At 64.4% G+C, this 24,039-nt stretch carries 23 protein-coding genes; 13 read left to right on the forward strand and 10 right to left on the reverse strand.

Features of this window, described 5'->3' with window-relative positions; genetic code table 11:
* Nucleotides 1-13: 13 nt before the first annotated feature.
* Complete coding sequence (locus tag GA566_RS02945; protein ID WP_137926843.1) at nucleotides 14-1,105, reverse strand: helix-turn-helix transcriptional regulator; 1,092 nt, start codon at nucleotides 1,103-1,105, stop codon at nucleotides 14-16.
* 134 nt (nucleotides 1,106-1,239) lie between these two features.
* Here GA566_RS02945 and GA566_RS02950 point away from each other — a divergent pair, with 134 nt between their 5' ends.
* The 5 genes from GA566_RS02950 (at nucleotide 1,240) to GA566_RS02970 (ending at nucleotide 7,423) form a co-directional block, all read left to right on the forward strand.
* Nucleotides 1,240-1,791 (forward strand): formate dehydrogenase subunit gamma, encoded by a 552-nt coding sequence (locus tag GA566_RS02950; RefSeq protein ID WP_137926844.1) that lies wholly within the window; start codon nucleotides 1,240-1,242, stop codon nucleotides 1,789-1,791.
* Nucleotides 1,788-3,353, forward strand: coding sequence for an NADH-quinone oxidoreductase subunit NuoF (locus GA566_RS02955; RefSeq protein ID WP_160471577.1), 1,566 nt, complete (start codon nucleotides 1,788-1,790; stop codon nucleotides 3,351-3,353). The genes GA566_RS02950 and GA566_RS02955 overlap by 4 nt, the downstream gene beginning before the upstream one ends.
* Before the next feature lie 77 nt (nucleotides 3,354-3,430).
* The gene (gene fdhF / locus GA566_RS02960; protein WP_160471579.1) at nucleotides 3,431-6,304 is read left to right on the forward strand and encodes a formate dehydrogenase subunit alpha; all 2,874 of its coding nucleotides are present in this window, start codon (nucleotides 3,431-3,433) and stop codon (nucleotides 6,302-6,304) included.
* Nucleotides 6,305-6,322: 18 nt separating this feature from the next.
* On the forward strand, nucleotides 6,323-7,171 hold the full coding sequence (gene fdhD / locus GA566_RS02965) for a formate dehydrogenase accessory sulfurtransferase FdhD (RefSeq protein WP_137926847.1): 849 nt from the start codon (nucleotides 6,323-6,325) through the stop codon (nucleotides 7,169-7,171).
* Between the two features lie 9 nt (nucleotides 7,172-7,180).
* On the forward strand, nucleotides 7,181-7,423 hold the full coding sequence (locus tag GA566_RS02970; protein ID WP_137926848.1) for a formate dehydrogenase subunit delta: 243 nt from the start codon (nucleotides 7,181-7,183) through the stop codon (nucleotides 7,421-7,423).
* 37 nt (nucleotides 7,424-7,460) lie between these two features.
* On the opposite strand, the gene GA566_RS02975 is transcribed toward GA566_RS02970, so the two are convergent.
* The 4 genes from GA566_RS02975 to GA566_RS02990 form a co-directional block, all read right to left on the reverse strand.
* Nucleotides 7,461-7,940, reverse strand: a complete 480-nt coding sequence (locus tag GA566_RS02975) for an MgtC/SapB family protein (protein ID WP_137926849.1) — start codon at nucleotides 7,938-7,940, stop codon at nucleotides 7,461-7,463.
* A 108-nt stretch (nucleotides 7,941-8,048) separates the two neighbouring features.
* Nucleotides 8,049-8,744 carry a transglycosylase domain-containing protein gene (locus tag GA566_RS02980; protein WP_137926850.1) on the reverse strand — a complete coding sequence of 232 codons (696 nt, stop codon included), beginning with the start codon at nucleotides 8,742-8,744 and terminating at the stop codon, nucleotides 8,049-8,051.
* 102 nt (nucleotides 8,745-8,846) lie between these two features.
* Nucleotides 8,847-9,896, reverse strand: coding sequence for an Ldh family oxidoreductase (locus GA566_RS02985; protein WP_137926851.1), 1,050 nt, complete (start codon nucleotides 9,894-9,896; stop codon nucleotides 8,847-8,849).
* Between the two features lie 43 nt (nucleotides 9,897-9,939).
* Complete coding sequence (locus GA566_RS02990; protein WP_160471580.1) at nucleotides 9,940-11,463, reverse strand: DASS family sodium-coupled anion symporter; 1,524 nt, start codon at nucleotides 11,461-11,463, stop codon at nucleotides 9,940-9,942.
* A 326-nt stretch (nucleotides 11,464-11,789) separates the two neighbouring features.
* On the opposite strand from GA566_RS02990, the gene GA566_RS02995 reads away from it, so the two are divergent.
* Nucleotides 11,790-12,560, forward strand: coding sequence for a tyrosine-protein phosphatase (locus tag GA566_RS02995; RefSeq protein WP_237380258.1), 771 nt, complete (start codon nucleotides 11,790-11,792; stop codon nucleotides 12,558-12,560).
* A gap of 161 nt (nucleotides 12,561-12,721) precedes the next feature.
* On the opposite strand, the gene GA566_RS03000 is transcribed toward GA566_RS02995, so the two are convergent.
* Both GA566_RS03000 and GA566_RS03005 read right to left on the reverse strand, forming a co-directional pair.
* Entirely contained in the window at nucleotides 12,722-13,963 is a 1,242-nt protein-coding gene (locus GA566_RS03000; protein WP_202126651.1) for an acetate/propionate family kinase, read from the reverse strand.
* A 41-nt stretch (nucleotides 13,964-14,004) separates the two neighbouring features.
* Complete coding sequence (locus GA566_RS03005) at nucleotides 14,005-14,952, reverse strand: phosphate acetyltransferase (protein ID WP_137926854.1); 948 nt, start codon at nucleotides 14,950-14,952, stop codon at nucleotides 14,005-14,007.
* A gap of 285 nt (nucleotides 14,953-15,237) precedes the next feature.
* Here GA566_RS03005 and GA566_RS03010 point away from each other — a divergent pair, with 285 nt between their 5' ends.
* The 5 genes from GA566_RS03010 to GA566_RS03030 all read left to right on the forward strand — a co-directional run bounded on the left by GA566_RS03010 (nucleotide 15,238) and on the right by GA566_RS03030 (nucleotide 20,045).
* Nucleotides 15,238-17,544 carry a DUF3141 domain-containing protein gene (locus GA566_RS03010; RefSeq protein WP_160471584.1) on the forward strand — a complete coding sequence of 769 codons (2,307 nt, stop codon included), beginning with the start codon at nucleotides 15,238-15,240 and terminating at the stop codon, nucleotides 17,542-17,544.
* A gap of 2 nt (nucleotides 17,545-17,546) precedes the next feature.
* Entirely contained in the window at nucleotides 17,547-18,326 is a 780-nt protein-coding gene (fabI, locus tag GA566_RS03015) for an enoyl-ACP reductase FabI (RefSeq protein ID WP_137926856.1), read from the forward strand.
* Between the two features lie 88 nt (nucleotides 18,327-18,414).
* Entirely contained in the window at nucleotides 18,415-18,657 is a 243-nt protein-coding gene (locus GA566_RS03020; RefSeq protein WP_137926870.1) for an RNA-binding protein, read from the forward strand.
* A 60-nt stretch (nucleotides 18,658-18,717) separates the two neighbouring features.
* Nucleotides 18,718-19,524 carry a TOBE domain-containing protein gene (locus tag GA566_RS03025; RefSeq protein ID WP_160471586.1) on the forward strand — a complete coding sequence of 269 codons (807 nt, stop codon included), beginning with the start codon at nucleotides 18,718-18,720 and terminating at the stop codon, nucleotides 19,522-19,524.
* 5 nt (nucleotides 19,525-19,529) lie between these two features.
* Nucleotides 19,530-20,045, forward strand: coding sequence for a class IV adenylate cyclase (locus GA566_RS03030; protein ID WP_160471587.1), 516 nt, complete (start codon nucleotides 19,530-19,532; stop codon nucleotides 20,043-20,045).
* Here GA566_RS03030 and GA566_RS03035 read toward each other — a convergent pair.
* The 3 genes from GA566_RS03035 to modA are packed head-to-tail and all read right to left on the reverse strand — an operon-like array spanning nucleotide 20,042 to nucleotide 22,278.
* Nucleotides 20,042-20,764: an ATP-binding cassette domain-containing protein gene (locus GA566_RS03035; RefSeq protein ID WP_160471589.1), complete on the reverse strand. Its 723-nt coding sequence runs from the start codon at nucleotides 20,762-20,764 to the stop codon at nucleotides 20,042-20,044. The two genes, GA566_RS03030 and GA566_RS03035, sit on opposite strands and share 4 nt — an antisense overlap.
* 7 nt (nucleotides 20,765-20,771) lie before the next feature.
* Nucleotides 20,772-21,488: a molybdate ABC transporter permease subunit gene (gene modB, locus GA566_RS03040; protein WP_137926860.1), complete on the reverse strand. Its 717-nt coding sequence runs from the start codon at nucleotides 21,486-21,488 to the stop codon at nucleotides 20,772-20,774.
* 19 nt (nucleotides 21,489-21,507) lie between these two features.
* Complete coding sequence (gene modA, locus GA566_RS03045) at nucleotides 21,508-22,278, reverse strand: molybdate ABC transporter substrate-binding protein (protein ID WP_160471591.1); 771 nt, start codon at nucleotides 22,276-22,278, stop codon at nucleotides 21,508-21,510.
* A gap of 275 nt (nucleotides 22,279-22,553) precedes the next feature.
* Between modA and GA566_RS03050 the strand changes: the two genes are divergently transcribed.
* Nucleotides 22,554-23,372, forward strand: coding sequence for a tetratricopeptide repeat protein (locus GA566_RS03050; RefSeq protein WP_237380031.1), 819 nt, complete (start codon nucleotides 22,554-22,556; stop codon nucleotides 23,370-23,372).
* Nucleotides 23,373-23,484: 112 nt separating this feature from the next.
* A complete protein-coding gene (locus GA566_RS03055) occupies nucleotides 23,485-24,036 on the forward strand; it encodes a nucleoside 2-deoxyribosyltransferase (RefSeq protein ID WP_160471592.1) in 552 nt (183 codons plus the stop codon).
* The last annotated feature ends 3 nt before the right edge of the window (nucleotides 24,037-24,039 follow it).

The raw sequence follows: 24,039 nt of genomic DNA on the forward strand, positions 1-24,039 counted from the left end.
TGCTTGCCCTGCCTTACAAATCCACCCCGGGAAACGCTGCCGCGAACGTCTGCACCAGGCCCGTCAGCGCGCCGTTGTAGCCCGGTAGCGCGTTGACGCGTTCGCGGAAGGTCGCGCTTTTCATGGCGCTGACCGCGCCTTGCATGGCGGGGCTGTGCAGCGCCTCCTTCTGCAGGGCAAAGAAGTAGCGTTCCTGCAGCACGGGCACGAACTCCAGACCGAAACGGCGGGCGGCGGTTTCCACGCCGAAGCCCACGTCGGCCATGCCGCTGCCGATATAGGCGGCCACCGCTGCATGGGTGAATTCCCCGTTGCTGAAACCTTCGATGCGGCTGGTGTCGATGCCGCGCCGCGCCAGCATCAGATCCAGCAGCAGTCGCGTGCCCGAACCCAGTTGGCGATTCACAAAGCGCACGTCCGCGCGCGTGAGGTCTTCGAGCGACGTAACGCCGAGCGGATTGCCGGGACGCACGAACAACCCTTGCTGGCGGGTGGCGAGATGGATCAGGCAATGCTTGTCCGGTTGCAGCCAGCGCGTGAAGCCGCGCAGCGTTTCTTCCTCGAATTCCCCGATCGGTACGTGGAAACCCGCCACGTCGCAGGCGCCCTCGGCCAGCGCGGCTGCGGCTTCCAGACTGCCGCAGTACTTCAGGTCGTGCCGCACCTTCTGCTCGTCGAGAAAATCCCGCAGTGCAGCAACCGCGAAACCGTGGCTGGCGTGAATGCGCACGGCGGGGTCTGAGGCTGCCATCAGCTTCTTGAGTTCGATCTCCAGCTCGGAGGCCAGGCTGTCGAGCGTAGGCGTGAGGCGCGCTGCAATGCGCTTGCTGGCCCACACGAGTTGTTGCGCCATGGGCGTCAGCGTCGATCCCCGTCCCCGGGTCTTGGCAATGAGCGCGCCGCCAAAAAGCGTCTCCGCGTCACGCAGGATTCCCCAAGCGTAGCGATAAGACAACGTCATGGCTTCTGCCGATTGCGCAATGTTGCCGGTGGATTCGATAAGGCTCAGCAGGGCGACCAGGCGTGACACATCCAGCGCTGGCGCGGGCGCCAGGGCGGTGTCGTCGCGGATCTGCAGGTGGGGAAGGATCGAGATACGTAGCATATGCGGAAAATAGCATATTGAATGGGGCAAAACACGGTCCTATAGTCGCATAAAGCGGATAAAAAGCCCGCTGCGGTGATCCCGAATATGAATAAAAAAGCCGATATCGGGGCCGACAAGAAACAGGAGACAAGATGCCAGAAAACGCCATTCCCCAGGCGGCAGCCGGCAGCGACGATGCCGCCGCGGCCCACGCAGCGAACTCGACGATTGCGGCCAGCGACGCCATTGCGCGCATCGTCGAGGCGCGGCGCGACATGCCCGGTGCATTGCTGCCGATCCTGCATGACATCCAGGACAGCCAGGGTTTCATTCCCGCCAGCGCGGTGCCCGTCATCGCAAAGGCGCTGAACCTCTCGCGCGCCGAGGTGCATGGCGTGATCACGTTCTATCACCACTTCCGCGAGCAGCCCGCCGGACGCCACGTCGTACAGGTGTGCCGCGCCGAGGCATGCCAGTCGGTCGGTGCCGATGGTCTGGCCGCGCATGCATGCCAGTCGCTCGGCTGCGATTTCCACGAGACCACCGCTGACGGCCAGTTCACGCTCGAACCGGTCTACTGCCTGGGCCAATGCGCAACCGGCCCGGCGATGATGATCGGTGAGCGGGTGCATGGGCGGGTCGATGCCCGACGCTTCGATCGCCTGATCGACGCAGTACGCGAAGACGAGGAGGTACGCGCATGAGCACGAACCCGATCACGATCTTCGTGCCGCGCGACTCCACCGCGCTGGCGCTGGATGCCGACGAAGTGGCGCAGGCCATCGCACGCGAAGCCGCACAGCGCGGTGCCGAGGTACGCATCGTCCGCAACGGCTCGCGCGGCATGTTCTGGCTCGAACCGCTGGTCGAAGTACAGACCGACGCGGGCCGCGTGGCCTATGGCCCGGTCACCGAGGATGATGTGCCGGCGCTGTTCGATGCGGGATTCCTCAAAGGCGGCCAGCACGCATTGGCACACGGCCTGACCGAGGAGATCCCGTTCCTGAAGAATCAGGAGCGACTGACCTTTGCACGGATGGGCATCACCGATCCGCTGTCGATCGATGACTACATCGGGCATGAAGGCTTTGCGGGATTGACCCGCGCATTGTCGATGTCGCCCGAGCAGATCGTGCAGGAAGTGCTCGACTCCGGCCTGCGCGGTCGCGGCGGCGCGGCGTTCCCCACTGGCATCAAGTGGAAGACGGTGCTGGGCGCGCAGTCGCCGGTCAAGTACATCGTCTGCAATGCCGACGAAGGCGACTCGGGCACGTTCTCGGACCGCATGGTCATGGAGGACGATCCGTTCGTGCTGATCGAAGGCATGACGATTGCGGGCCTGGCCGTTGGCGCCGAACAGGGCTACATCTACACGCGTTCCGAGTACCCGCATGCGATTGCCGCGACGGAAGCGGCCATCGAGACGGCCATGCAGGCCGGCTGGCTCGGTGACAACATCCGGGGCACCGGCAAGCGGTTCCATCTCGAAGTGCGCAAGGGCGCAGGTGCCTATGTGTGCGGCGAGGAAACGGCCTTGCTGGAGAGCCTGGAAGGCAAGCGCGGCGTGGTACGTGCCAAGCCGCCATTGCCGGCGCTCAAGGGTTTGTTCGGCCAGCCCACGGTCATCAACAACGTGATCTCGCTGGCCACGGTGCCGATCATCCTTTCCCGTGGTGCCACGTTCTACAAGGACTTCGGCATGGGCCGTTCGCGCGGCACGCTGCCGTTCCAGCTGGCTGGCAACATTCGCCAGGGCGGTCTTGTGGAGAAGGCATTCGGTATCACGCTGCGTGAACTGCTGATGGATTTCGGCGGTGGCACGCGTAGCGGCCGCAGCATCCGCGCCGTGCAGGTCGGTGGCCCGCTGGGTGCGTACCTGCCGGAATCGCGCTTCGATGTGCCGCTCGATTACGAGGCCTACGCAGCGTTCGGTGCGGTGGTCGGTCACGGTGGCATCGTCGTGTTCGACGAGACCGTGGACATGGCGAAGATGGCCCGGTATGCGATGGAGTTCTGCGCGATCGAGTCCTGCGGCAAATGCACCCCGTGCCGTATCGGATCGACACGCGGCGTGGAAGTCATCGACCGCATCATGGCCGGCGACCAGCCCGTGAAGCACGTGGCGCTGGTGCGCGACCTCTGCGACACGATGCTGAGCGGCTCGCTCTGCGCCATGGGCGGCATGACGCCGTACCCGGTGCTCTCCGCGCTGAACGAGTTTCCGGAAGATTTTGGATTGCAACCCAAGCCGGCGCAGGCGGCTTAGGCTGACCACGCACCATACAGACTGACGTATCCCTCAGGGATGCGCATCCTCACAAGCAGTATTTCGGGAGACGTCCCTTGCAAGCACGCGACGATTTCGACTTTGGTACTCCGGCCATCGAGACCGACACACTGGTCACGCTGGAGATCGACGGTGTAGCCGTCACTGTACCCGCTGGCACCTCCGTGATGCGCGCCGCAGCAGAGGCTGGCATCGGTGTGCCCAAGCTCTGCGCCACCGACTCGCTGGAACCGTTCGGCTCCTGCCGCCTTTGCCTCGTGGAAATCGAGGGCCGGCGCGGGTATCCGGCATCGTGCACCACGCCTGCGGAAGCGGGTATGAAGGTGCGCACGCAAAGCGGCAAGCTCGGCGATCTGCGCCGTGGCGTGATGGAGTTGTATATCTCCGATCACCCGCTGGACTGCCTGACGTGCCCCACCAACGGCAACTGCGAACTGCAGGACATGGCCGGTGTGGTGGGTCTGCGCGAAGTACGCTATGCCGATGGCGCAGGCGGTGCCGCGCCGATCGCCACGCACACGCATCTGAAGAAGGACGAGTCGAATCCGTACTTCACCTATGACGCGTCCAAGTGCATCGTCTGCAATCGCTGCGTGCGCGCCTGCGAGGAAACGCAGGGCACGTTTGCACTGACCATCAGCGGACGCGGCTTCGATTCGCGTGTATCGCCGGGCACGAGCCAGTCGTTCATGGAATCGGATTGCGTGTCGTGCGGCGCCTGCGTGCAGGCCTGCCCGACGGCCACGCTGACCGAAACGTCGGTGATCAAGCTGGGCCAGCCGTCGCACAGCAAGGTCACGACCTGCGCCTACTGCGGCGTGGGTTGCACGTTCAAGGCCGAGATGAAGGGCAATGAAGTGGTGCGCATGGTCCCGTACAAGGACGGCGCCGCCAACGAAGGCCACGCCTGCGTGAAGGGCCGCTTTGCATGGGGCTACGCCACGCACAAGGACCGCATCCTCAAGCCGATGATCCGCGCGAAGATCACCGATCCGTGGCGCGAAGTGTCGTGGGAAGAAGCGATCAACTATGCGGCTTCGGAATTCCGCCGCATCCAGACCCAGCATGGCCAGGATTCGATTGGCGGCATCGTGTCGTCGCGCTGCACGAACGAGGAAGGCTATCTCGTGCAGAAGCTCGTGCGTGCCGCGTTCGGCAACAACAACGTCGATACCTGCGCACGGGTTTGCCACTCGCCTACGGGCTACGGCCTGAAGACCACGCTGGGTGAATCGGCGGGTACGCAGACGTTCCGCTCGGTGGCCAAGGCCGATGTAATCATGGTGATCGGCGCGAATCCGAGCGACGGCCACCCGGTGTTTGCCTCGCGCATGAAGCGTCGCCTGCGTGCGGGTGCCAAGCTGATCGTCGTCGATCCGCGCCAGATCGATCTGGTGGATTCGCCGCACGTCCGCGCCGACTATCACCTGCAACTGCGTCCCGGTACGAACGTGGCCCTGGTCACGTCGCTGGCGCACGTGATCGTGACCGAAGGGCTGCTCGCCGAGCAGTTCATCGCCGAGCGTTGCGAAGATCGCGCGTTCCAGCAATGGCGCGATTTCGTGGCACTGCCCGAGAACTCGCCGGAAGCGATGGAAGCCGTCACCGGCGTGCCTGCCGATACGCTGCGCGGCGCCGCACGTCTCTATGCCACGGGCGGTAACGCTGCGATCTACTACGGCCTGGGCGTGACCGAGCATGCGCAAGGTTCCACCACGGTGATGGGCATCGCCAACCTCGCCATGGCCACCGGCAATATCGGTCGTGAAGGCGTGGGCGTGAACCCGCTGCGTGGCCAGAACAACGTGCAGGGTTCGTGCGATATCGGCTCGTTCCCGCATGAGCTGCCGGGCTATCGCCACGTATCGGATTCCACGGTGCGTGCCGAGTTCGAAGTGGCATGGGGCGTGGACATCAATCCGGAGCCGGGCCTGCGCATTCCCAACATGTTCGAAGCCGCGCTGGGCGGCACGTTCAAGGGCCTGTACTGCCAGGGCGAGGACATCGTCCAGTCCGATCCGAACACGCAGCACGTTTCCGAAGCCCTGTCGTCGATGGAATGCATCGTCGTGCAGGACATCTTCCTGAACGAGACGGCCAAGTACGCACACGTGTTCCTGCCGGGTTCGTCGTTCCTGGAGAAAGACGGCACGTTCACCAATGCGGAGCGCCGCATCTCGCGCGTGCGCAAGGTGATGCCGCCGCAGGCCGGTTACTCGGACTGGGAAGCCACGATCCTGCTGTCGAATGCGCTGGGCTATCCGATGAACTACAAGCATCCGTCGGAAATCATGGATGAGATTGCGGCGTTGACGCCGACGTTCTCGGGCGTGAGCTACCAGAAGCTCGAAGAACTCGGCAGCATTCAGTGGCCGTGCAATGCCGAAGCGCCGCAGGGCACGCCGACGATGCACGTCGATGCGTTCGTGCGGGGCAAGGGCAAGTTCATCATCACCAAGTACGTGGCCACCGACGAGAAGGTGAATCGCAAGTTCCCGCTGATCCTGACCACTGGTCGCATCTTGTCGCAGTACAACGTGGGCGCGCAGACGCGGCGTACGGAGAATGTGCACTGGCACGACGAGGACCGGCTGGAGATTCATCCGCACGATGCCGAGGAACGTGGCATCAAGGACGGCGACTGGGTCGGCGTGCAGAGCCGCGCGGGCGAGACGGTGCTGCGTGCCATCGTCAGCAGCCGGATGCAGCCGGGCGTGGTCTACACGACGTTCCACTTCCCGGAGTCGGGCGCCAACGTCATCACCACCGACAACTCTGACTGGGCCACCAACTGCCCCGAGTACAAGGTGACGGCGGTACAGGTGATGCCGGTCGCGCAGCCTTCCACATGGCAGCGCAACTACCAGGCATTCAATGAGGAGCAACTGGCCCACCTGCGTGCGGCCGGTGAAACGGCGCCGGCCGGTTGATCAGGGGAGCGCAACGCGATGAAGCGTGATGTGCCGTCACCCGACAGCGCCGCCGGCACCGCAGAAATGCCCGCGCAGCGCACCTTCGAGGTGCGCCGCTGGCGGCATGGCAAGGCGGGCACTGAAGTGGACCACCTGGCCGAAGAGGTGCCGGTCGCGCTGGAGTTCAACGGCATCTCGCACGCGGTGATGCTGGCGACGCCGGCCGATCTCGAAGACTTCGCAATCGGATTCAGTCTCAGCGAAGGCATCGTGGAACGTGCCGGCGATATCTACGGCATCGACGTGGAGACCAGCGAGCAGGGCATCACGGTCAGGCTCGATATCGCCACGGGTGCATTCGTCGCGCTGAAAGGGCGTCGCCGTGCGATGGCGGGCCGCACGGGCTGCGGACTGTGCGGCACCGAATCGCTCGACGAAGTGATGCGCGTGCCGCAGCCGGTGCAGAGCGCGGCGGTCTTCGATCCGGCGGTGTTCGAGCATGCGTTCGCGGCGTTGCACAAGCGGCAGGCGTTGTTGCGCGATACCGGTGCCACGCACGCGGCGGGCTGGATGCGTGCCGATGGCGAGCTGGCGCTGGTGCGCGAGGATGTAGGCCGCCACAACGCGCTCGACAAGCTGGCGGGCGCGTTGTCGCGTGGCGGGCAGGAAGATATCGCGCACGGGGCGGTCATCGTCACGAGCCGCGCGAGTTATGAAATGGTGCAGAAGACGGCGGCCATCGGTGCGGGCGTGCTGGCTGCGGTGTCAGGGCCTACCGCGATGGCGGTGCGGCTGGCTGATAGTGCGGGCATCACGCTGGCCGGGTTCGTGCGGGGCGGAAGCCTCGTCGTCTATACGCATCCCCAACGACTACATATGGCATAGGGTCCGGCAATGCATATCGAAAACCTGGTCAAGATGGCCAACCAGATCGGCAGCTTCTTCGAAGCCATGCCCGACCATGACGAGGCGCTGGCCGACATCGCCAACCATGTAAAAAAATTCTGGGAACCACGCATGAAGCGCGCGTTCCTGACGCATGTGGACGCGGGCGGGGAAGGGGTCGATCCCATCGTGATCGAAGCCGTGGCACGTCATCGCGACAAGTTCGAGGTGACACTGCGCGCCGCTGCCTGAGGCGCGAGGCATGGCATGGCGTTGACGCGCGGGTGCGTTACGACGCGCGCTTCTCCATGCGAAAGAGCAGTTGCAGGATCGCCAGGCCGAACAGCGTGGCGATCACGGCTGTCGATTCCCGGCCCAGGCCGCAGGCCACGCCGATGGCCGCCACGGTCCAGATGCTCGCTGCCGTAGTCAGGCCGCGAATCTCTTTTTCGTCGGTGTGCTTGATGATGGCACCCGCGCCCAGAAAGCCGATGCCGGCGATCAGGCCCTGCAGTACGCGGCTCATGTCCGCCAGCGGGGTGCCTGCCAATAACGGCACCAGTACGAACAGTGCCGCGCCCATCGCCACGAGCATGTGTGTGCGCAGGCCCGCTGCCTTGCCCGCCGACTCGCGTTCCCAGCCGATCAGGCCGCCGAGCAGGCAGGCCAGCGTCAGCCTGACCAGGATCTTCGTGAGTTCGCTGACATTGTTCACGTCCGCGAACTCCGCCCGCAGCGTGCTATATACCTCGCCCCAGATTCCATCCATGGCCGCCTCGTTATGCGCGTCCCGGCGTGCGCCGGTGGTGAGGTGAGGCTATCACGCAGGATGCACGGCCGCCGTCGGGCGGCGGCTGACACGGGTGCCGGTTGCGGCTTACTTCAACCGGAGCGGCTCCAGCAGCGCAGCGTCGTATTGGGCACCCGTAATGCGTCCGAGGTCCTTCATGCGCAGCAGGATATACGCCTGCCGTTGCCGTGCGCGGCGCGGGTTGACCACAGGGTTGTTGGCCGAAGGTGCCTTCGGCAGACCGGCCAGCATCGCGCATTCGGCCAGCGTCAGTTGCCCGACGGATTTGCCGAAGTAGGTATCGGCAGCTTCCCCGAAACCATACGCGCCCTGGCCCAGGTAGATCTTGTTCAGGTATAGCTCAAGGATCTCGTCCTTGCTCAACGCATTCTCGATCCGGTACGCAAGCAGGATCTCGTAGAGCTTGCGCGTGTACGTCTTCTTGCGCGACAGGAAGAAATTGCGCGCCACCTGCATCGTGATGGTCGATGCGCCCTGCGACAGCTCGTCGGAAAGATTGGCGACGCCGGCACGCATCACGCCCACATAGTCGACGCCGTCGTGCAGATAGAAGCGATCGTCCTCGATGGCAACAACGGCCTCGGGCAAGGTGTGCGGGAAGTCAGCGAGCCTGACGTAGCCCGGCGACTGCCGGAACGCCGTGAGCGCATCGAGCGAAGGAAGTTGCCGGCTGGCCATCAGCACGGCAAACGCAATCAGCAGCGCGCCACCCACGAGGGCAAGCAGCACCAGCTTGACGAAGACAGACCAGAGACGTTGCATGGCGCGTATTGTGCCATTGCCTCATGGCTGCCTTCCGGTTTACTCCCCTCTCCCGCTACGCGGGAGAGGGGCGCACACCACAGGCATATCAAGCGCTCTCGGTTACCCCTTCGGCACCTCCACCCCCAATTCCCCCGCCAACGTCTCCAGATTCCGCCAGATATTCGGATTGATATCGAGATGCGTGGTCGTCAGCGCGCGATTGGCGGCTTCATACTCGCCGGGATACTGCACCTGATCGCAGCCCGGTGCAGTGGGCGTGTCGTGCAGATACTGGATAAACGCCTCGACCTCGCCTCGCTCCCAATTGAGACCAAGATCGAATTCCGGATTGAGCAGCAGCGCGAACATGTTGTTGGTGGCCACCCCTCCGCGCGGATTCTCCGGCTGGATGGTGCCGCCACCGGACAGCACGCCCGCCAGCAGTTCGGCTACCACGCCCAGTGCATAGCCCTTGTGCTGCCCGAACGGCAGCAGCGATCCGGGATGTTCGCCGAACATGACCGAGGCGTCTGTCGTCGGATTCCCATCGGCGTCGATGATGCTGTGCTCGGGCGCCGGCTCGCCCTTCTCGGCCAGCACGCGGGCCTTGTTGATGGCGATGGCGCTGGTGGCGATATCCACCACCAGCGGCGGCCTGCCATTCGGCATCGGCCCCGCAAAGCAGAGGGGATTCGTGGTCAGGCGCGGCACGCGGCCGCCGAAGGGCGCCACCACGGGCGGGCGGTTGATCACGTTGGTGAAACTCAGCAGCACGAATCCGGCCGCGGCCACCATCTCGCCGTAGTGGCCCATGCGGCCAAGATGGTGAGACTTCCGCAGCGTGACGATGCAGTGCCCATGCTGGCGCACGCGTTCGATGGCCTGCTGCATGACGGCCTTGCCCACGTGCTGGCCGAAGCCGCCGTGGCCGTCGAAGACCATCATCATGTCGCGGTCGAGCACGCACTCGGCGCGCCCGGTGGCGTTGACGTTGTTGCCGTCAAGCGCCCGACGGTAGTTGGGAAGGATCGACAGGCCATGGCTGACGTAGCCGCACCGGTCGGACTCGACCAGGTGCTCGGCCACATCGTCAGCAATGTCCTCGGGCACATTCTGTGCGGTCAGGAGTTGGCGCGCGAAGGTACGCGCGCTATCGAGCGAGAGCTTCATGATTGAGGGCGGCTTGAAAGGTTAGAGGGCGCTCAGGGCAGCATCACATCCATCCCAGCCAGCGCCAGTAGGTGGCTGCAAACAGCAGCATCAGCAGGTAGCCGATGATCGTGACCGGAATCCCGATCTTGGCGAACTGCCGCCCGTTGAACGTATCTGTGCCCAGGCAGACCATGTTCTGCGGCGCATTGATCGGCAGGATGAAGCCGAAGCTCACCGTGAAGCCCAGCAGCATCGTCATGCCCATCTGGTTGATGCCGGGCGGCAGCGTCTGCAGCACCGAGATCAGGATCGGCATCATGGCGGCCGTCAGCGCGGTGGCGCTGGCAAAGCCCAGGTGAATCAGGATCAGGAACGCGGCAAGCACCGCGAAGACCATGATTGCGCCGTGCTCGGCCAACCCGGTATGCGTGACCACGAACCTGCCGAGCCATTGCCCGGCCTCGGTGGTCAACAGCGCGGTGCCCAGGCTGATACCGACGCCGAACACGATCAGCGTGCCCCACGGCGTGCGCTGCTGCATCGTCTTCCAGTCCATCACGCCGATGCGCGGCATCATCAGGATCACCAGGCCCACGAACGTGACAGTGGCCGTGTCCATCGAGTGCAGCTTGCCTTCGGTGGCCCAGAACAGCAGGAGGCCGATGGCCACAGCCGCGAGCCGCTTCTGCGGACCGGTCATGGGGCCGAGTGCGTGGAGTTCGCGCTGCACGGCTTCCTTGCCGCCGGCAATCGCATCCGTTTCGGGCGGGAGCAGCCAGCGGATCAGGAAATACAGCACGCCAGACATGATGAGCGCCCATGGTGCGCCGGCGATCAGCCATTGCAGCCAGGTCACGCGCTCGCCAAGCAGCTTGTCCATGAAGCCCGCCGTCAGCAGGTTCTGCGCGGCGGCGGTCTGGATACCGACGTTCCACACGCTGGTGGCCATCGCCACCATGATCATGATGCCGGCTGCGATGTTCGACTTCTTGTCCACGCCAAACGCGGCGATCACACCCATCATGATCGGCACGGTACACGCGCTGCGCGCGGTGGCGCTCGGCACGACCAGGCTCAGGATGATGGTCACGGCGATGGTGCCGAGCAGGATGCGGCGCGTACTGGTGCCGATGGCGGACAGCGTGACCAGCGCGATGCGCCGATCGAGTCCGGTGACCGTCATGGCGGCGGAAATGAACAGTGCGGCGGCGACCAGCGCCAGTGCGGTGTTCGAGAATCCGGCCAGCGCCATGCCGAGCGCGCGTGACGTGCCATACATCGTATTGGGGTCGGCCACCGTCGGTGCAAAGCCGATCAGTCCCGCCATCAGCGAGGTGATCATGATGGCGCTGGTCTCGTAGGTCACGGCCTCGGTGATCCAGACGACCACGGCAAATGCAAGGATGGCCAGCATGCGATGGCCCGCAAGCGGAAGCCCTTCGGGCGTATCGATCCAGAGCACGCCGAGCAGTACGGCGACAGCGAGGTAAAGGCCCCAGTGGATACGGAGTTGCGGTGCTGCAGGCGCTGCCACGGCAGCAGTGGAGCCGCCAGGTGCGGCGGGGGAGGGTTGCGGATCAGGCATCTTGAAATCCCTTGATATGGATCAGCCTGTCGAACGCGTCGCGACGCAGGATCGCCGCGTTCGACATGCGTCCATTATGGAAATCTGCTGATAGAGTTCCAAGGGCGCCACCCCCTCGAATTTGCGCTAAATCAAATCGCTGGAGAGTCAGATGTTGTCAAGGGAAACGCCGCATTGCAGGTCTGGCAACGGTTCGCGGGCGGCCATCGCGCGTACGATGTACGCGTGGCGTTCGATCTGAAAGAATTGACGCCGATGCTGAACAATTTCGAATGCGGGCTTATTCAGCCGCTCAAGGCGAGATGACCAATCAAAACGACCATGCGATGACGCAAGCCATGAACCAGGTGATCGCCGCACTGCGGCCGGGGCTGGAACTGGAGACCATCTCCAACGCACGCGACCTTGGCGGGCTGGCTGCGCGGGCCGGACGTCGCGTGAAACACGGCAAGCTGTATCGCAGCGCCAATCCCGCATTGGCCTGCGCCGCCGATCTGGACCGCCTGCACGCGCTGGCACTCGACATCGTGGTGGACTTCCGCTCGGCCGGAGAGAAGTCGCCAGCAGAGTCGGTGTTCGGTCAGCGATTCCAGTGGCTTGCTGTGCCGGTACTGGATGGCACGATGTCGATGGACGTGCTGATGCCGCGCGTGAAGGCCAGCTCGCCCGCGCAGATGCATGCATTCATGGTCGATGTCTATCGCGATTTTCCGGTGCGCTATGGCGATGCGTTCGGTGCATTCCTGCGCCATGCGGAAGCCGGCAAGACGCTCCTGTACCACTGCACCGCAGGCAAGGACCGCACGGGCTTTGCATCGCTGTTATTGCTCGGTGTTCTCGGCGTGGCGCACGACGATATCGTGGCGAACTATCTGGAGTCGAACCACTGGAACGCCAGCCTGAATGAAAGGATCCTGGCCGGCGTGGGCCAGTACGGTGTGTCGGCCGAGGTCATGAAGCCCTTGCTTGATGTTCGGCCCGAGTATCTGGAAGCATCGATGGATGCGATCGGCAAGACCTACGGCAGCATCGAAGGATTCGTTGGCGATTATTTGAAGATCGATTTGGATCGCTTGCGCGGGCACTATCTCGACTGAAATTTTCTCTTCGATGGTTTTCTCCCCTCTCCCGCTTGCGGGAGAGGGGCGGGGGAGAGGGCCAGCGGTGCAAATCGCGACGTGGCCGGCAAGCAGAGCCTCCGGCCCTCTCCCCCAGCCCCTCTCCCACTGCGCGGGAGAGGGGAGCGAACTACCGCTTGTCAGCGCTCAACACCTTCCCGCAGCAACCGCGCCGTCGAGAGCGCAATCATCCCTTCCTCATCGGTCGGCACCACCAGCACGGGAATGCGGCTCGTGTCGCGGCTCACACGCTGACGGTTCTCGTTGTTGGCCGCAACATCCAGCTTCACGCCGAAGATATCGGCAAGGTGTTCGCAAATTCGCGCGCGCACTTCTGGCGAGTTGGCGCCGACGCCAGCCGTGAAGACCAGCCCATCGAGACCGCCCAGCGTGACGGCCAGTTTGCCGATTTCCTGCGCGGCACGGTATGCGTAGAAATCGACCGCGAGTTTCGCGCGTGGCGCATCGCTGGCCAGCAGTGCGCGCATGTCGCTACTGATGCCCGAGATGCCGAGCAGGCCGGACTTGCCGTAGAGCATCGACTGGATCTCCTCGGCGCTCATGCCCTGCGCGGCGAGGTAGAGGACCGCACCGGGATCGATCGATCCGCAGCGCGTACCCATCGGCATGCCGTCGAGCGCGGTCAGGCCCATTGTCGATTCCACACTCTTGCCGTCTTGCATCGCGCAGAGGCTGGCGCCATTGCCAAGATGCGCGACGATAACGCGGCCCCGCGCAATCTCGGGCGCCACCTGCCGCAACTGCCGCGCGATAAAGGCATACGACAAGCCATGGAAGCCATAACGTCGCACGCCGCGCTCGTAGTATTCGTACGGCAGCGCTATCAACTGCGCCAGCGGATCATGGCCCGCATGGAATGCGGTATCGAAACACGCTACCTGCAGCAGCTCGGGCGCTGCGCCACGAATCGCGCGGATGGCGGTCAGGTTGTGCGGCTGATGCAGCGGCGCAAGCGGCACCAATTCCTCCAGCGTGGCGATGACTTCGTCGTCAATGCGCACGGCATCGGTGTAGCGGACGCCGCCATGCACCACGCGATGTCCGATTGCCACGGGTGGAGAGTCGCGCAATCCCACGCTTAGTGTCAGGCGGATCAGCCGGAATGCGGCGTTGTGGTCGGCTACCTGCTCCACCGGAAAATGCTCTTCGGCCACCACGCGCCCATCGGCCATGCGCGCGATGAGGTGAGGCTTCACGCCAATGCCTTCGATCTGCCCGTGCGCGGCCAGCGTGGGTTGTACATCCACATTGTCGTGCGCGGCGTCGGGCACCACATAGATAGAAATCTTGATACTGGAGGATCCGGCGTTGACGACCAGGATGACCGGATGGACGGGTTGCACGGGTGGTGCGGTACTCATGCTCGCTCCTTGATGCGGATGCTTGCGGATTCTCGCGGAAGTCAGACTTTGACTGCGGCGTCCATGACGCGGCGCGCATGGGCCAGCAACACGGCAATTGCGCAACTGCCGATACGCGCGCGCACGCTATCGGCACGGCTGGTCAGGATGATGGGCACGCGCGCGCCCAGCACGATGCCGGCGGCTTCGGCACCTGCCAGGAAGGTCAACTGCTTGGCCAGCATGTTGCCGGCTTCGAGGTCGGGTACCAGCAGGATGTCGGGGTCACCGGCCACTTCGGATTGGATGCCCTTGGTCTCGGCGGCTGCCTTGCTGATGGCGTTGTCGAAGGCCAGCGGGCCATCGAGAATGCCGCCCTCGATCTGGCCGCGCAGGCTCATCATGCATAACGCGGCGGCATCGATGGTCGAGGGAATCTTGTCGGTCACCGTTTCCACGGCCGAGAGGATGGCCACCTTGGGACGCTCGATGCCCAGCACGCGAACGAGGTCGATGGCGTTGCGCACGATATCGGCCTTGTCGTTGAGCGTGGGAAAGATATTGACGGCGGCGTCGGTGATGAACAGTGGCTTGTGATAGCTCGGCACGTCCATCGCAAAGACATGCGACAGACGCCGCGCGGTGCGCAGGCCGCTGGTGCTGCGCGTCACGGCGTGCAGTAGTTCGTCGCTGTGCAGGCTGCCCTTCATCAGCAGTTCGGCCTGGCCCGAGCGCACGGCCTCCACGGCGGCTTCGGCGGAGGCATGGCTGTGTGGCGCGTCGATGATGGGGGTGTTGCCCAGTTCCAGCCCGTGTGCTTCGGCCACCTGCCGGATGCGTGCGGCGGGTCCTACGAGCAAGGGCACGATAAGGCCGAGTCGGGCCGCTTCCAGGGCGCCGTCGAGCGAGGAGTGATCGCAGGGGTGCGCGACGGCGGTGGGAATCGGCGGCTGGTCCGCGCAGCGTGCGAGGAGCAGGGCGTACTTGTCCGTGGACGATGGGATCGACATGGCAGGATTCCGTAACGGGAAGGGTGGCGAGCCAGCATCCTGGTGCGGGTAGATGCTGCGTTGCGCAAACGTCTGCGGGCAGTATAGGCGAACACGCGTGGCGTGGGGTCGACTTGGTGACCGGCATATTCGGTGCGGTCAGCGCGCAGGGATGGGCAGGGCGGTTGTCATCCGCGATCTTCGCTGGTAGATTTTGTTGTGTTGCATCGCAGCACGCACATTTCACCTCTGGATTCGTCCCCGTTGCACGCCAGTTGATCCGCCAATCCCCAAGGAGAAACGGAAATGAATGCACGCCAGCCTGTGGCTGGGCAGTCGACGCCGCAGGACACTCCTGCTACCACCGCCCCCACCGATAGTTCTTCCTCGCCCTCGTCTCCCCCGACGTTCGATCCGGCATCGCTGTTCACCGCCTTCCCACCCGTTCCGATGAACCCGCTGGCGCACGCCGCCTGGGAATATGGCGTCGATGCATGGCAGCGCTCCATCCTGTTCTTCGACATCCTGCGGCGCCGCGCCGCCGAGACCGTCGAACATGAGCGCGGTGGATTCCCTGCGGTACTCGTGTTCGAGCACGAAGTCTTGATGGACGGGCGAGACATGCCGCGCCCCGTCAACTACGCATTGCTGCGGATCGTGCCGCCGCCCGAGCATCCGACCGACATGACCAATCGCCCGTTCGTGGTGATGGACCCGCGCGCAGGCCACGGTCCCGGCATCGGCGGTTTCAAAAGCGATAGCGAGATCGGCAACGCGATCCGCTCGGGGCATCCCTGTTACTTCATCACGTTCTTCCGCGATCCGTGTCCGGGGCAGACCATCGAGGACGTGGCGCGTACCGAGGGCCTGTTCCTGCGTGAAGTGGCCAGGCGACATCCCGATGCGCCGGGCAGGCCGTTCGTGGTGGGCAACTGCCAGGCGGGCTGGGCCCTGCTGATGCTGGCGGCGGCCGCTCCCGACGTCACGGGCCCGATCCTGCTGGCTGGCGCGCCCGTGGCGTACTGGTCTGGGGTGCGCGGCAAGAATCCGATGCGCTATGCGGGCGGCCTGCTTGGTGGCACATGGCTGTCGTCGCTGGCGGCGGACATGGGCAACGGACGCTTCGATGGCGCGTGGCTCGTGCAGAATTTCGAGAGCCTGAATCCTTCCAACACGCTGTGGGAAAAGCTCTACAACGTCTACGCCAAGGCAGACACGGAAGGGCCGCGCTTTCTGGAGTTCGAGCGCTGGTGGGGCGGGCACTTCCTGATGAACCGCGCCGAGATCGACTGGATCGTGCAGAACCTGTTCGTCGGCAATCACCTGACGGCGGGCGAGGTGCGCAGCAACGATGGCCAGCACGTGATCGACCTGCGCAACGTGCGCTCGCCGGTGATCGTGTTCGCGTCCTGGGGGGACAACATCACGCCGCCACAGCAGGCGCTGAACTGGATCCCCGACCTGTATCCGAGCGTGGAAGAACTCGTGGCCAACGAGCAGACCATCGTCTATTGCCTGCATCCGTCGATTGGACATCTTGGCATCTTCGTGTCTGGCAGCATTGCCAACAAGGAACACTCGGAACTGTTCTGCGCGCTGGACCTGATCGACGTGTTGCCGCCCGGTCTCTATGAAGCGAAGATCGAGGACGTTGCGCCCGAACTGCCGCACCGTGACCTGATTCAGGGCCGGTATCTGGTGCGCTTCGAGCGGCGAACCATCGATGACATCCTTGCGCTGGACGATGGCCGCGACGACGAGCAGCCGTTCGAAGTGGTGCGCCGCGTGGCCGAGGTCAACCAGCATCTCTACGACACGTTCGCGTCGCCGATCGTGCGAGCGATTTCGAACGAGACTACGGCCGAGGCGATTCGCTCGGTGCATCCCTCGCGGCTGGAGCGCACGGTGACCGGCGACAGCAATCCGTGGATGCAATGGGTGGCCGCGATGGCGCCCGCCGTGCGCGAGGCGCGCCAGCCGGTGTCGCCGGACAACCCGTTCCTGCAGATGCAACAGGCCGTATCGGCACAGATCGTGCGCTCGCTGGACGACTACCGCGATGCGCGCGATGCCTGGCAGGAGCGCATGTTCGAATCGATCTACGCCGCGCCGTGGCTGCCAGCCATGCTCGGTATGAGCGCCACGCCGAAACGCCCCGAATCACCCGCCATCACGGCACTGCGCAAGGAAGTGGCCGACCTGCGACAGCGCGAGGCACGGCGCGAGATTGGCGAGGGCACATCGCTCGACGCCTTCCTGCGCGTGCTGTCTTACGTGACGCAGGGCAAATCGGCCATCGAAGAACGGCCCTTCAACCTGCTGCGCAAACTGGCGCGCGAGAATCCTGCGGAAGAAAAGATCACGCTGGCGGAATTCAAGGCGGCAGTCAGGCGGCAGAGCTACATCGTCAGTCTCGATCCGGAGGCCGCGCTCAAGGCGCTGCCGGAACTTGTGCCCGACATGAAGGAGCGCCGCCGCACCATGGTGCTGGCGCATCGCGTGCTGACCATCGGCGGGCCGCTGGATGACGACTGGCTGAAGCGGTATCGCGAAGTGGCCGACACACTCGGCACCGACCACGGCAACGGCAAGGCGAAACCCACGGAGGCGTGATCATGGTCCAGGTACCCAATCCGCCGTTGTCCGGCGCCCGTGTGCTGGTGGTGGGCGTGGCGAATGAAGACTCCATTGCGTGGGGCTGCGCACGTGCGTTTCACGAATTGGGCGCCGACGTGGCGCTCACCTATCTGAACGAGAAGGCGCGGCCGCACGTGGCGCCGCTGGCGGAACGGATTGGCGCGCCGATCCTCATGCCGCTGGATGTGGAGAACGATGGGCAGATGGATGCGCTGTTCGCGCATATCGGCAAGGAGTGGGGCCGGCTCGATGCGGTGGTGCACTCGGTGGCGTACGCCCCGAAGGAGGACCTGCAGAATGGCCTCATCCATTCTTCGGCGCCGGGATTTGCGCGGGCCATGGACATCTCGTGCCATTCGTTCATCCGCATGGCTCGCCGCGCAGTGCCGCTGATGAAGGAAGGCGGCACGCTGTTCGCCATGAGCTATGACGGCGCGAATCGCGTGGTGCCCAACTACGACCTCATGGGGCCGGTGAAGGCCGCGCTGGAGGCCACCTGCCGCTATCTGGCGTACGAGCTCGGCCCACAAGGCATTCGCGTCCATGCCATCTCGCCGGGGCCGCTGAAGACGCGGGCCGCTTCGGGTCTCAAGGATTTCGACCTGCTGCTGGCCGAGGCCGCAGGCCGGGCACCGATCGGCGAACTGGTGGACATCATGGACGTGGGCTTTGCTACGGCATACCTGGCCACGCCGTATGCGCGCCGCTTGTCGGGCAACACGGTCTATGTGGATGGTGGTGTGCACATCATGGCGTGAAACGTGCGATAGCCGCATGGGATGGCACCGGCCATCTGCGTGCGGCCTAGAATGAATGCATCACCCCGACAACAAGACAGAGGCTGCAATGCAGGTACTGATCCGAGGGCTGCATCGCGATGTGACCGAGGAAATGCTGCGCGAGAAGCTCAAGATCTACGCTCCGGTCAATTCCATCGAAATCGTGCGTGAGGGCGACCCCGATCGTCCGTGGGCATGGGTCGATCTGGCAATCGACGCGTTCACCGCGTGGCGCCTGCTTCGACAACTCGACAAGCAGTACTTCGCCGGCAGCGTGATGCGCTGGTACATCCCGGCACACCAGAGCTGAACCGTATTGGCGTGAGTGGCGCTACCATACGGCATCCTTCACTTTCGGACATCTCCGCACATGCTTGAACTCCAGGGCGCCATCTGGTTCCGCGCCGGCCAGCAGGCGTGGGGCGGCAAGGACCGCATCGCGTTGTTGGCTGCCATCGGCGAACACGGATCGATCACGGCCGCCGCACGTGCGGTGGGCATCAGCTACAAGGGCGCCTGGGACGCCATCGACGCCATGAACAACAGCGCCGGCGAGCCGCTGGTCCTGCGCGCAGCCGGCGGCAAGGGCGGTGGCGGTACGCGGCTCACCGAGCGGGCAGAGCGGCTGATTGCGACCTATCATGCGATGGCGACCGAGCACGCGCGCTTTATCGCGCATCTCGAAAAGGCTGGCAGTGCGATGGCACAGGCCAGTTCCGATGACCTTCATTTGATCCAGCGATTCATGATCCAGACCAGTGCCCGCAACAAGCTGTTCGGTCGCGTCGATAACGTACGCGGCGGCGCCGTCAATGACGAAGTCACGCTCACCTTGGCTGGAGGACAGCGCATTGTTTCCACCATTACGCACGAGAGCGTGGAGACGCTGGGGCTGGCACCCGGTGCCGAAGCATTTGCACTCGTCAAGGCATCGTCGGTGATGATCGGCCTGCCCGATCCTGCGCTGCGGCTGTCTGCGCGTAACCAGTTGCCCGGCGTGGTCGCACGCCTGACACCCGGTGCGGTCAATGCGGAAGTGGTGCTCGACCTCGATGGCGGCGGCACGGTGGCGGCCATCATCACGAATGGCGCCGTGAGCGAACTTGGGCTTGCGGAGGGCACGCGCGCGCTGGCGATCTTCAAGGCATCGAGCGTGATTTTGGGCACGATGGGCTGAACGAGATGGCACGCAATATCGAAATCAAGGCGCAGATCGGCAGCGTCGAAGCATTGACCCCACGCGCGGCGGCCATCGCCACGCACGGTCCCGAGTTCATCGATCAGGACGACACGTTTTTTCCTTGCCCGAATGGCCGCCTCAAGCTGCGTGCCTTCGATGCGGAACGCGGCCAGTTGATCTTCTATGCGCGTCCCGATGCATCAGGCCCGAAGGAGAGCTTCTACATTCTTTCGCCAACGTCATCGCCCGACACATTGCGCGAGGCGCTGACCGCTGCGCATGGCACAGGCGGGCGCGTGCGCAAGCACCGGACGTTGTTCCTGGCCGGGCGCACGCGCATCCATCTCGACCGCGTCGAGGGGCTTGGCGATTTCCTGGAGCTTGAAGTGGTGCTGCACGATGGCGAGCCAGCCGAAGCAGGCGTGGAAGAAGCCCATGCCTTGATGGCACAACTCGGCGTGACGCCGGACGCGCTGGTGGAAGGCGCCTACGTGGACCTGCTGCAGCAGCAGGACTAGACCGCGTGCGCGTGGACGGGCGCGTAGACGGGCGGGTGCCGATGCGCGCGGCCACTGGCATGAATGCGGCCATCGCGAATCTCCAGCACGTGATCGCCGAGCGCTTCGACATCCTCGGGATCATGCGAAATCATCAGCATCGGCACGTCCAGGCTTTCCTGCAGCGCGCGTAGTTCTTCACGCATCCGCGCGCGCAGGGCAGGGTCGAGCGCCGAAAATGGTTCGTCCAGCAGCAGGATATCGGGCTTCGCCGCCAGCGCACGGGCCAGCGCCACACGCTGCTTCTGTCCGCCGGAAATCTGCGCCGGATATTGGTTGACGATTTCGCGCAAGCCGAAAGCATCGATCCATCGCACGGCCTCGGGCGGCAACGCGCGCCGCGACGGATTGCGCCAGCCGTGCTTGAGCCCGAACGCGATGTTCTGCGCGACGGTGAGATGCGGAAACAGCGCGTAGTCCTGGAACAGATACGCTACGCGACGTTCCTGCGGCCGGACATCGATGCCGGTCTCGCTATCGAACAGCGTGTTGCCGTTGAGTACGATGCGGCCACTGTCCGGCGCCATCAGTCCGGCAATCGCGCGCAAGGTCAGGCTTTTTCCCGCGCCCGAAGGTCCGAACAGTGCAATGCGCCGGCTGTCCGATTCGAACGCGATATCGAGCGCGAAGCGGCGATCCTGCGCAGCCATGTGTTTGCGGATGGCGATGTGCATCGTCATGACGGTCTCACCGTCCCACGGCGTTGCGGCGGAACCGGCGACGCTCGAACAAATTGGCCGTGCCGCGCTGCGCAGGCGGCACCAGCCGCGCGGCCACCACCAGCAATACGATGCACGTGATCGACGTGACGAGCACCAGCAGGTTGGCGGTGTCGTCGTTGCCAGCCTGCACGGCTTCATAGATCGCTACCGAAAGCGTCTGCGTGCGACCTGGCAGGTTGCCCGCAATCATCAGCGTGGCGCCGAACTCGCCCAGCGCACGCGCGAATGCAAGCAGTACACCGGCGACGATGCCAGGCAAGGCCATCGGCAATGTCACGCGGAAGAAGATCGCGGTCTCGGAAATGCCGAGCACGCGCGCGGCATTCTCGAGTTGATGATCGACACCTTCGAACGCTGCACGCGCGGACTTCAACACGAGCGGAAACGCAACGACCGTGGATGCCAGCACCGCACCTTGCCATGTGAAGACCAGTTCGATCCCCATACTTTCGAGCCACGCGCCGAACACGCCGCGCCGGCCCACCAGTACCAGCAGGTAGTAGCCGAGCACCGTGGGCGGCAGCACCAGCGGCAGCGTCAGGATGGCATCGACGATGTCGCGTGCCGACGAGCGCCAGCGCGCGATGGCATAGGCTGCCGCCACGCCGAGGATCGCGTTGAGCACCGTGGCCCAGCCCGCAACCTTGAGCGACAACAGCAGCGGTATCCAGACGGCATCCATGGCAGTGTGTTGAATCGGATCAGGGCTTCTGGAAGCCGTACTTCGCCAGCGTGGACTGGCCTTCCGGCGACAGCACGTATTGCACGAAGGCGTTGGCGGCGCTTGCCTGCTTCGTCTGTGCGGTCACGGCGATCGGATAGGTCACGGGCGTGGTGGTCGGCACGCGCGCGGCAACGGTCACCTTGTCGGGCATCACGGACGCATCGGTGGCAAACACGAAGCCGGCATCGACCTCGCCACGCGCCACGTAGTCCAGCGCCTGCCGCACGTTCTGGGCTGGCACGCCCTTGGCGGCCACGGCATTCCACAGACCCTGCGTTTCGAGCGCGCCCTTGGTATAGCGGCCCACCGGCACCGACGACGGGTTGCCATACGCCACGCGCTTCACGTCGGCGCGCGTCAGGTCCTTCGGCGTGGCGATGCCGAGCTTGCTGTCGTGCGGCACGATCAGCACGATGGCATTGGCGGCGAAGTCTTTGCGCGTGGCGGATTGCACCACCTTCTCGGCTTCGGCCTTGTTCATCGCGTCCTGGTCCGCCGAGGCGAACACGTCGGCCGGGGCACCTTTGACGATCTGCTGCATCAACACGTCCGACGCGCCGAAGTTCAGCACCACCTTGGTGTCCGGATGGGCACGCTCGTACTGCTCGGCCAGCACCTTGAACGCGTTGGTCAGGCTGGCGGCGGCGGAAACGACGAGGTCGGCGGCGAAGACGGGCGATGCGGCCAGCGTCAGGGCAACCAGGGCGGCGCCGGACGTGGCACGGCGGACAAAGGCGGGGAGTCGCATGGATCGGATCGCAGGAAAAGAGAAGAAGTCGGCACGAATGGGTTATCCGCAATATACGCATCTATATAGCGGGGTGCAATGCTCCGAATGGATAGGGCAGTTCAGCCGAAGGAAATAGTGGTCTTGGGGCGCGATCGTGGGAAGTGATCTTTAGGACATTTGTGACGATCCTGTCATGAGTTTGACGCGGTTTCGCCACTCCCCTGCCATCCGGCCTTCTCACAATTCCCGGTTGCAGCCCAGACCACAAGACCAAGCCAGTAACGACGCCATCCATGCAAGCCAACGCCATGCCCGCTGTTTCCTCGCACCGCTCCGCACCACGGCGTGGGATTCGCATCCATCCGATGTTCGTGGCGGCCACGCTGGCGGTGGCGGTTGCCACGACCGGTGTGGCAGGCGCTGCCGTGTGGCGCCATCAGTCCGAGACGCGCCAGACGGAAATCGCCCAGTGGCAGCGCCTGGCCACTTCGGTTGCCGACGCTCGCGCGCTGGATCGGCTGCAGCAAGCGGCCTCCGCAGGAGAGACTTCGGCGCAAGCCGCGCTGGGCGAAGTGCTGATGGTACGTACGGAAGTAGCGACGCGGGCCGATGGCGAACGCTGGCTACGAGCGGCGGCAGAGAAGGGCAATGTGCGTGCGCAGTTCCTGCTGGGGAAGGCGGCGATGCTCGGTGGATTGGCATCGGGACGCACCGATGCACCGCTCGCGTGGCAGTGGCTCGACGCAGCGGCACGCACCGGCGATGTGGGCGCGGCTTATTACCTCGGGTTGCTGTATCGCGGTGGCTATGGCCGCGAAGTCGACTCTGCGCGTGCGGCCCGCTGGTTTCAGGTGGCGGCCGACGCTGGCGTGCCGCAGGCGATGTTCCTGCTGGCAAATGCCTACCGCGAGGGCAATGGCGTGATCCGCGACGAAGCACGCGCCGTGTCCTGGTATGAAGCCGCAGGGGAACGGGCGCATCCAGCATCGCTGCAGGCGCTGGCGATGGCTTACCGCAACGGAGAGCTTGGGCTTGCGCAGGACGAGGCGCAGTACCAACAGCACATGGCTGAGGCAGCGCACGCATTGAAGCATCCGGCGCTGAATCCGTAGGGGACGTGTAGATCCCGCATGGTTTGCGCCCCTCTCCCACTGCGTCGGAGAGGGGCGCACGCCCAGAGTATTTGCGTGGGGTGTATCCTTCCCCCGACCTCAGGGAGCTGCCATGAAAATCATCTATCTCGCCGGATTCGACGTGTTTCGCAAGGATGCGCGTGCGTGGGGAGAGCAGTTGAAGGCGTTGTGTGCGCAGCATGGCTTCGAAGGGCTGTATCCGCTCGACAAGTCGGCGCCGCAAGGCCTGTCTGGGCCGGACACCGCGCAGTGGATCTATGAGGCCAACGTGGCGCTGATACGCCGCGCCGACATCGTGATGGCGAATCTCGATGACTTTCGCGGCCCGGGAGAACCGGATAGCGGCACGGCCTTCGAAGTGGGTTTCGCGGTAGCGCTGCAGAAGCCGGTCTGGGGCTACGCGACAGATGCCGGAACGCTGCTGGATCGTACGCGCGTGACCACCGATACAGACGGCGATGCACGCGATGCGCGCGGGTATGTCGTCGAAAACTTCGGCTTGCCGATGAACCTGATGCTCGCGTGCAGCGTCAAGCTCGTGCACGGTGACGCAGCGACGTGCCTTGTCGCCATGGCCGAGGCAGAGCACCGTCGAAATGCCCGCCGCGTCCAGGCGCAGGCCGATGGCGACCCCGAGGACTGACGG

The sequence above is a fragment of the Cupriavidus sp. SW-Y-13 genome (genome assembly GCF_009793345.1).
In the GTDB taxonomy this organism is placed as follows: Bacteria; Pseudomonadota; Gammaproteobacteria; order Burkholderiales; family Burkholderiaceae; genus Cupriavidus.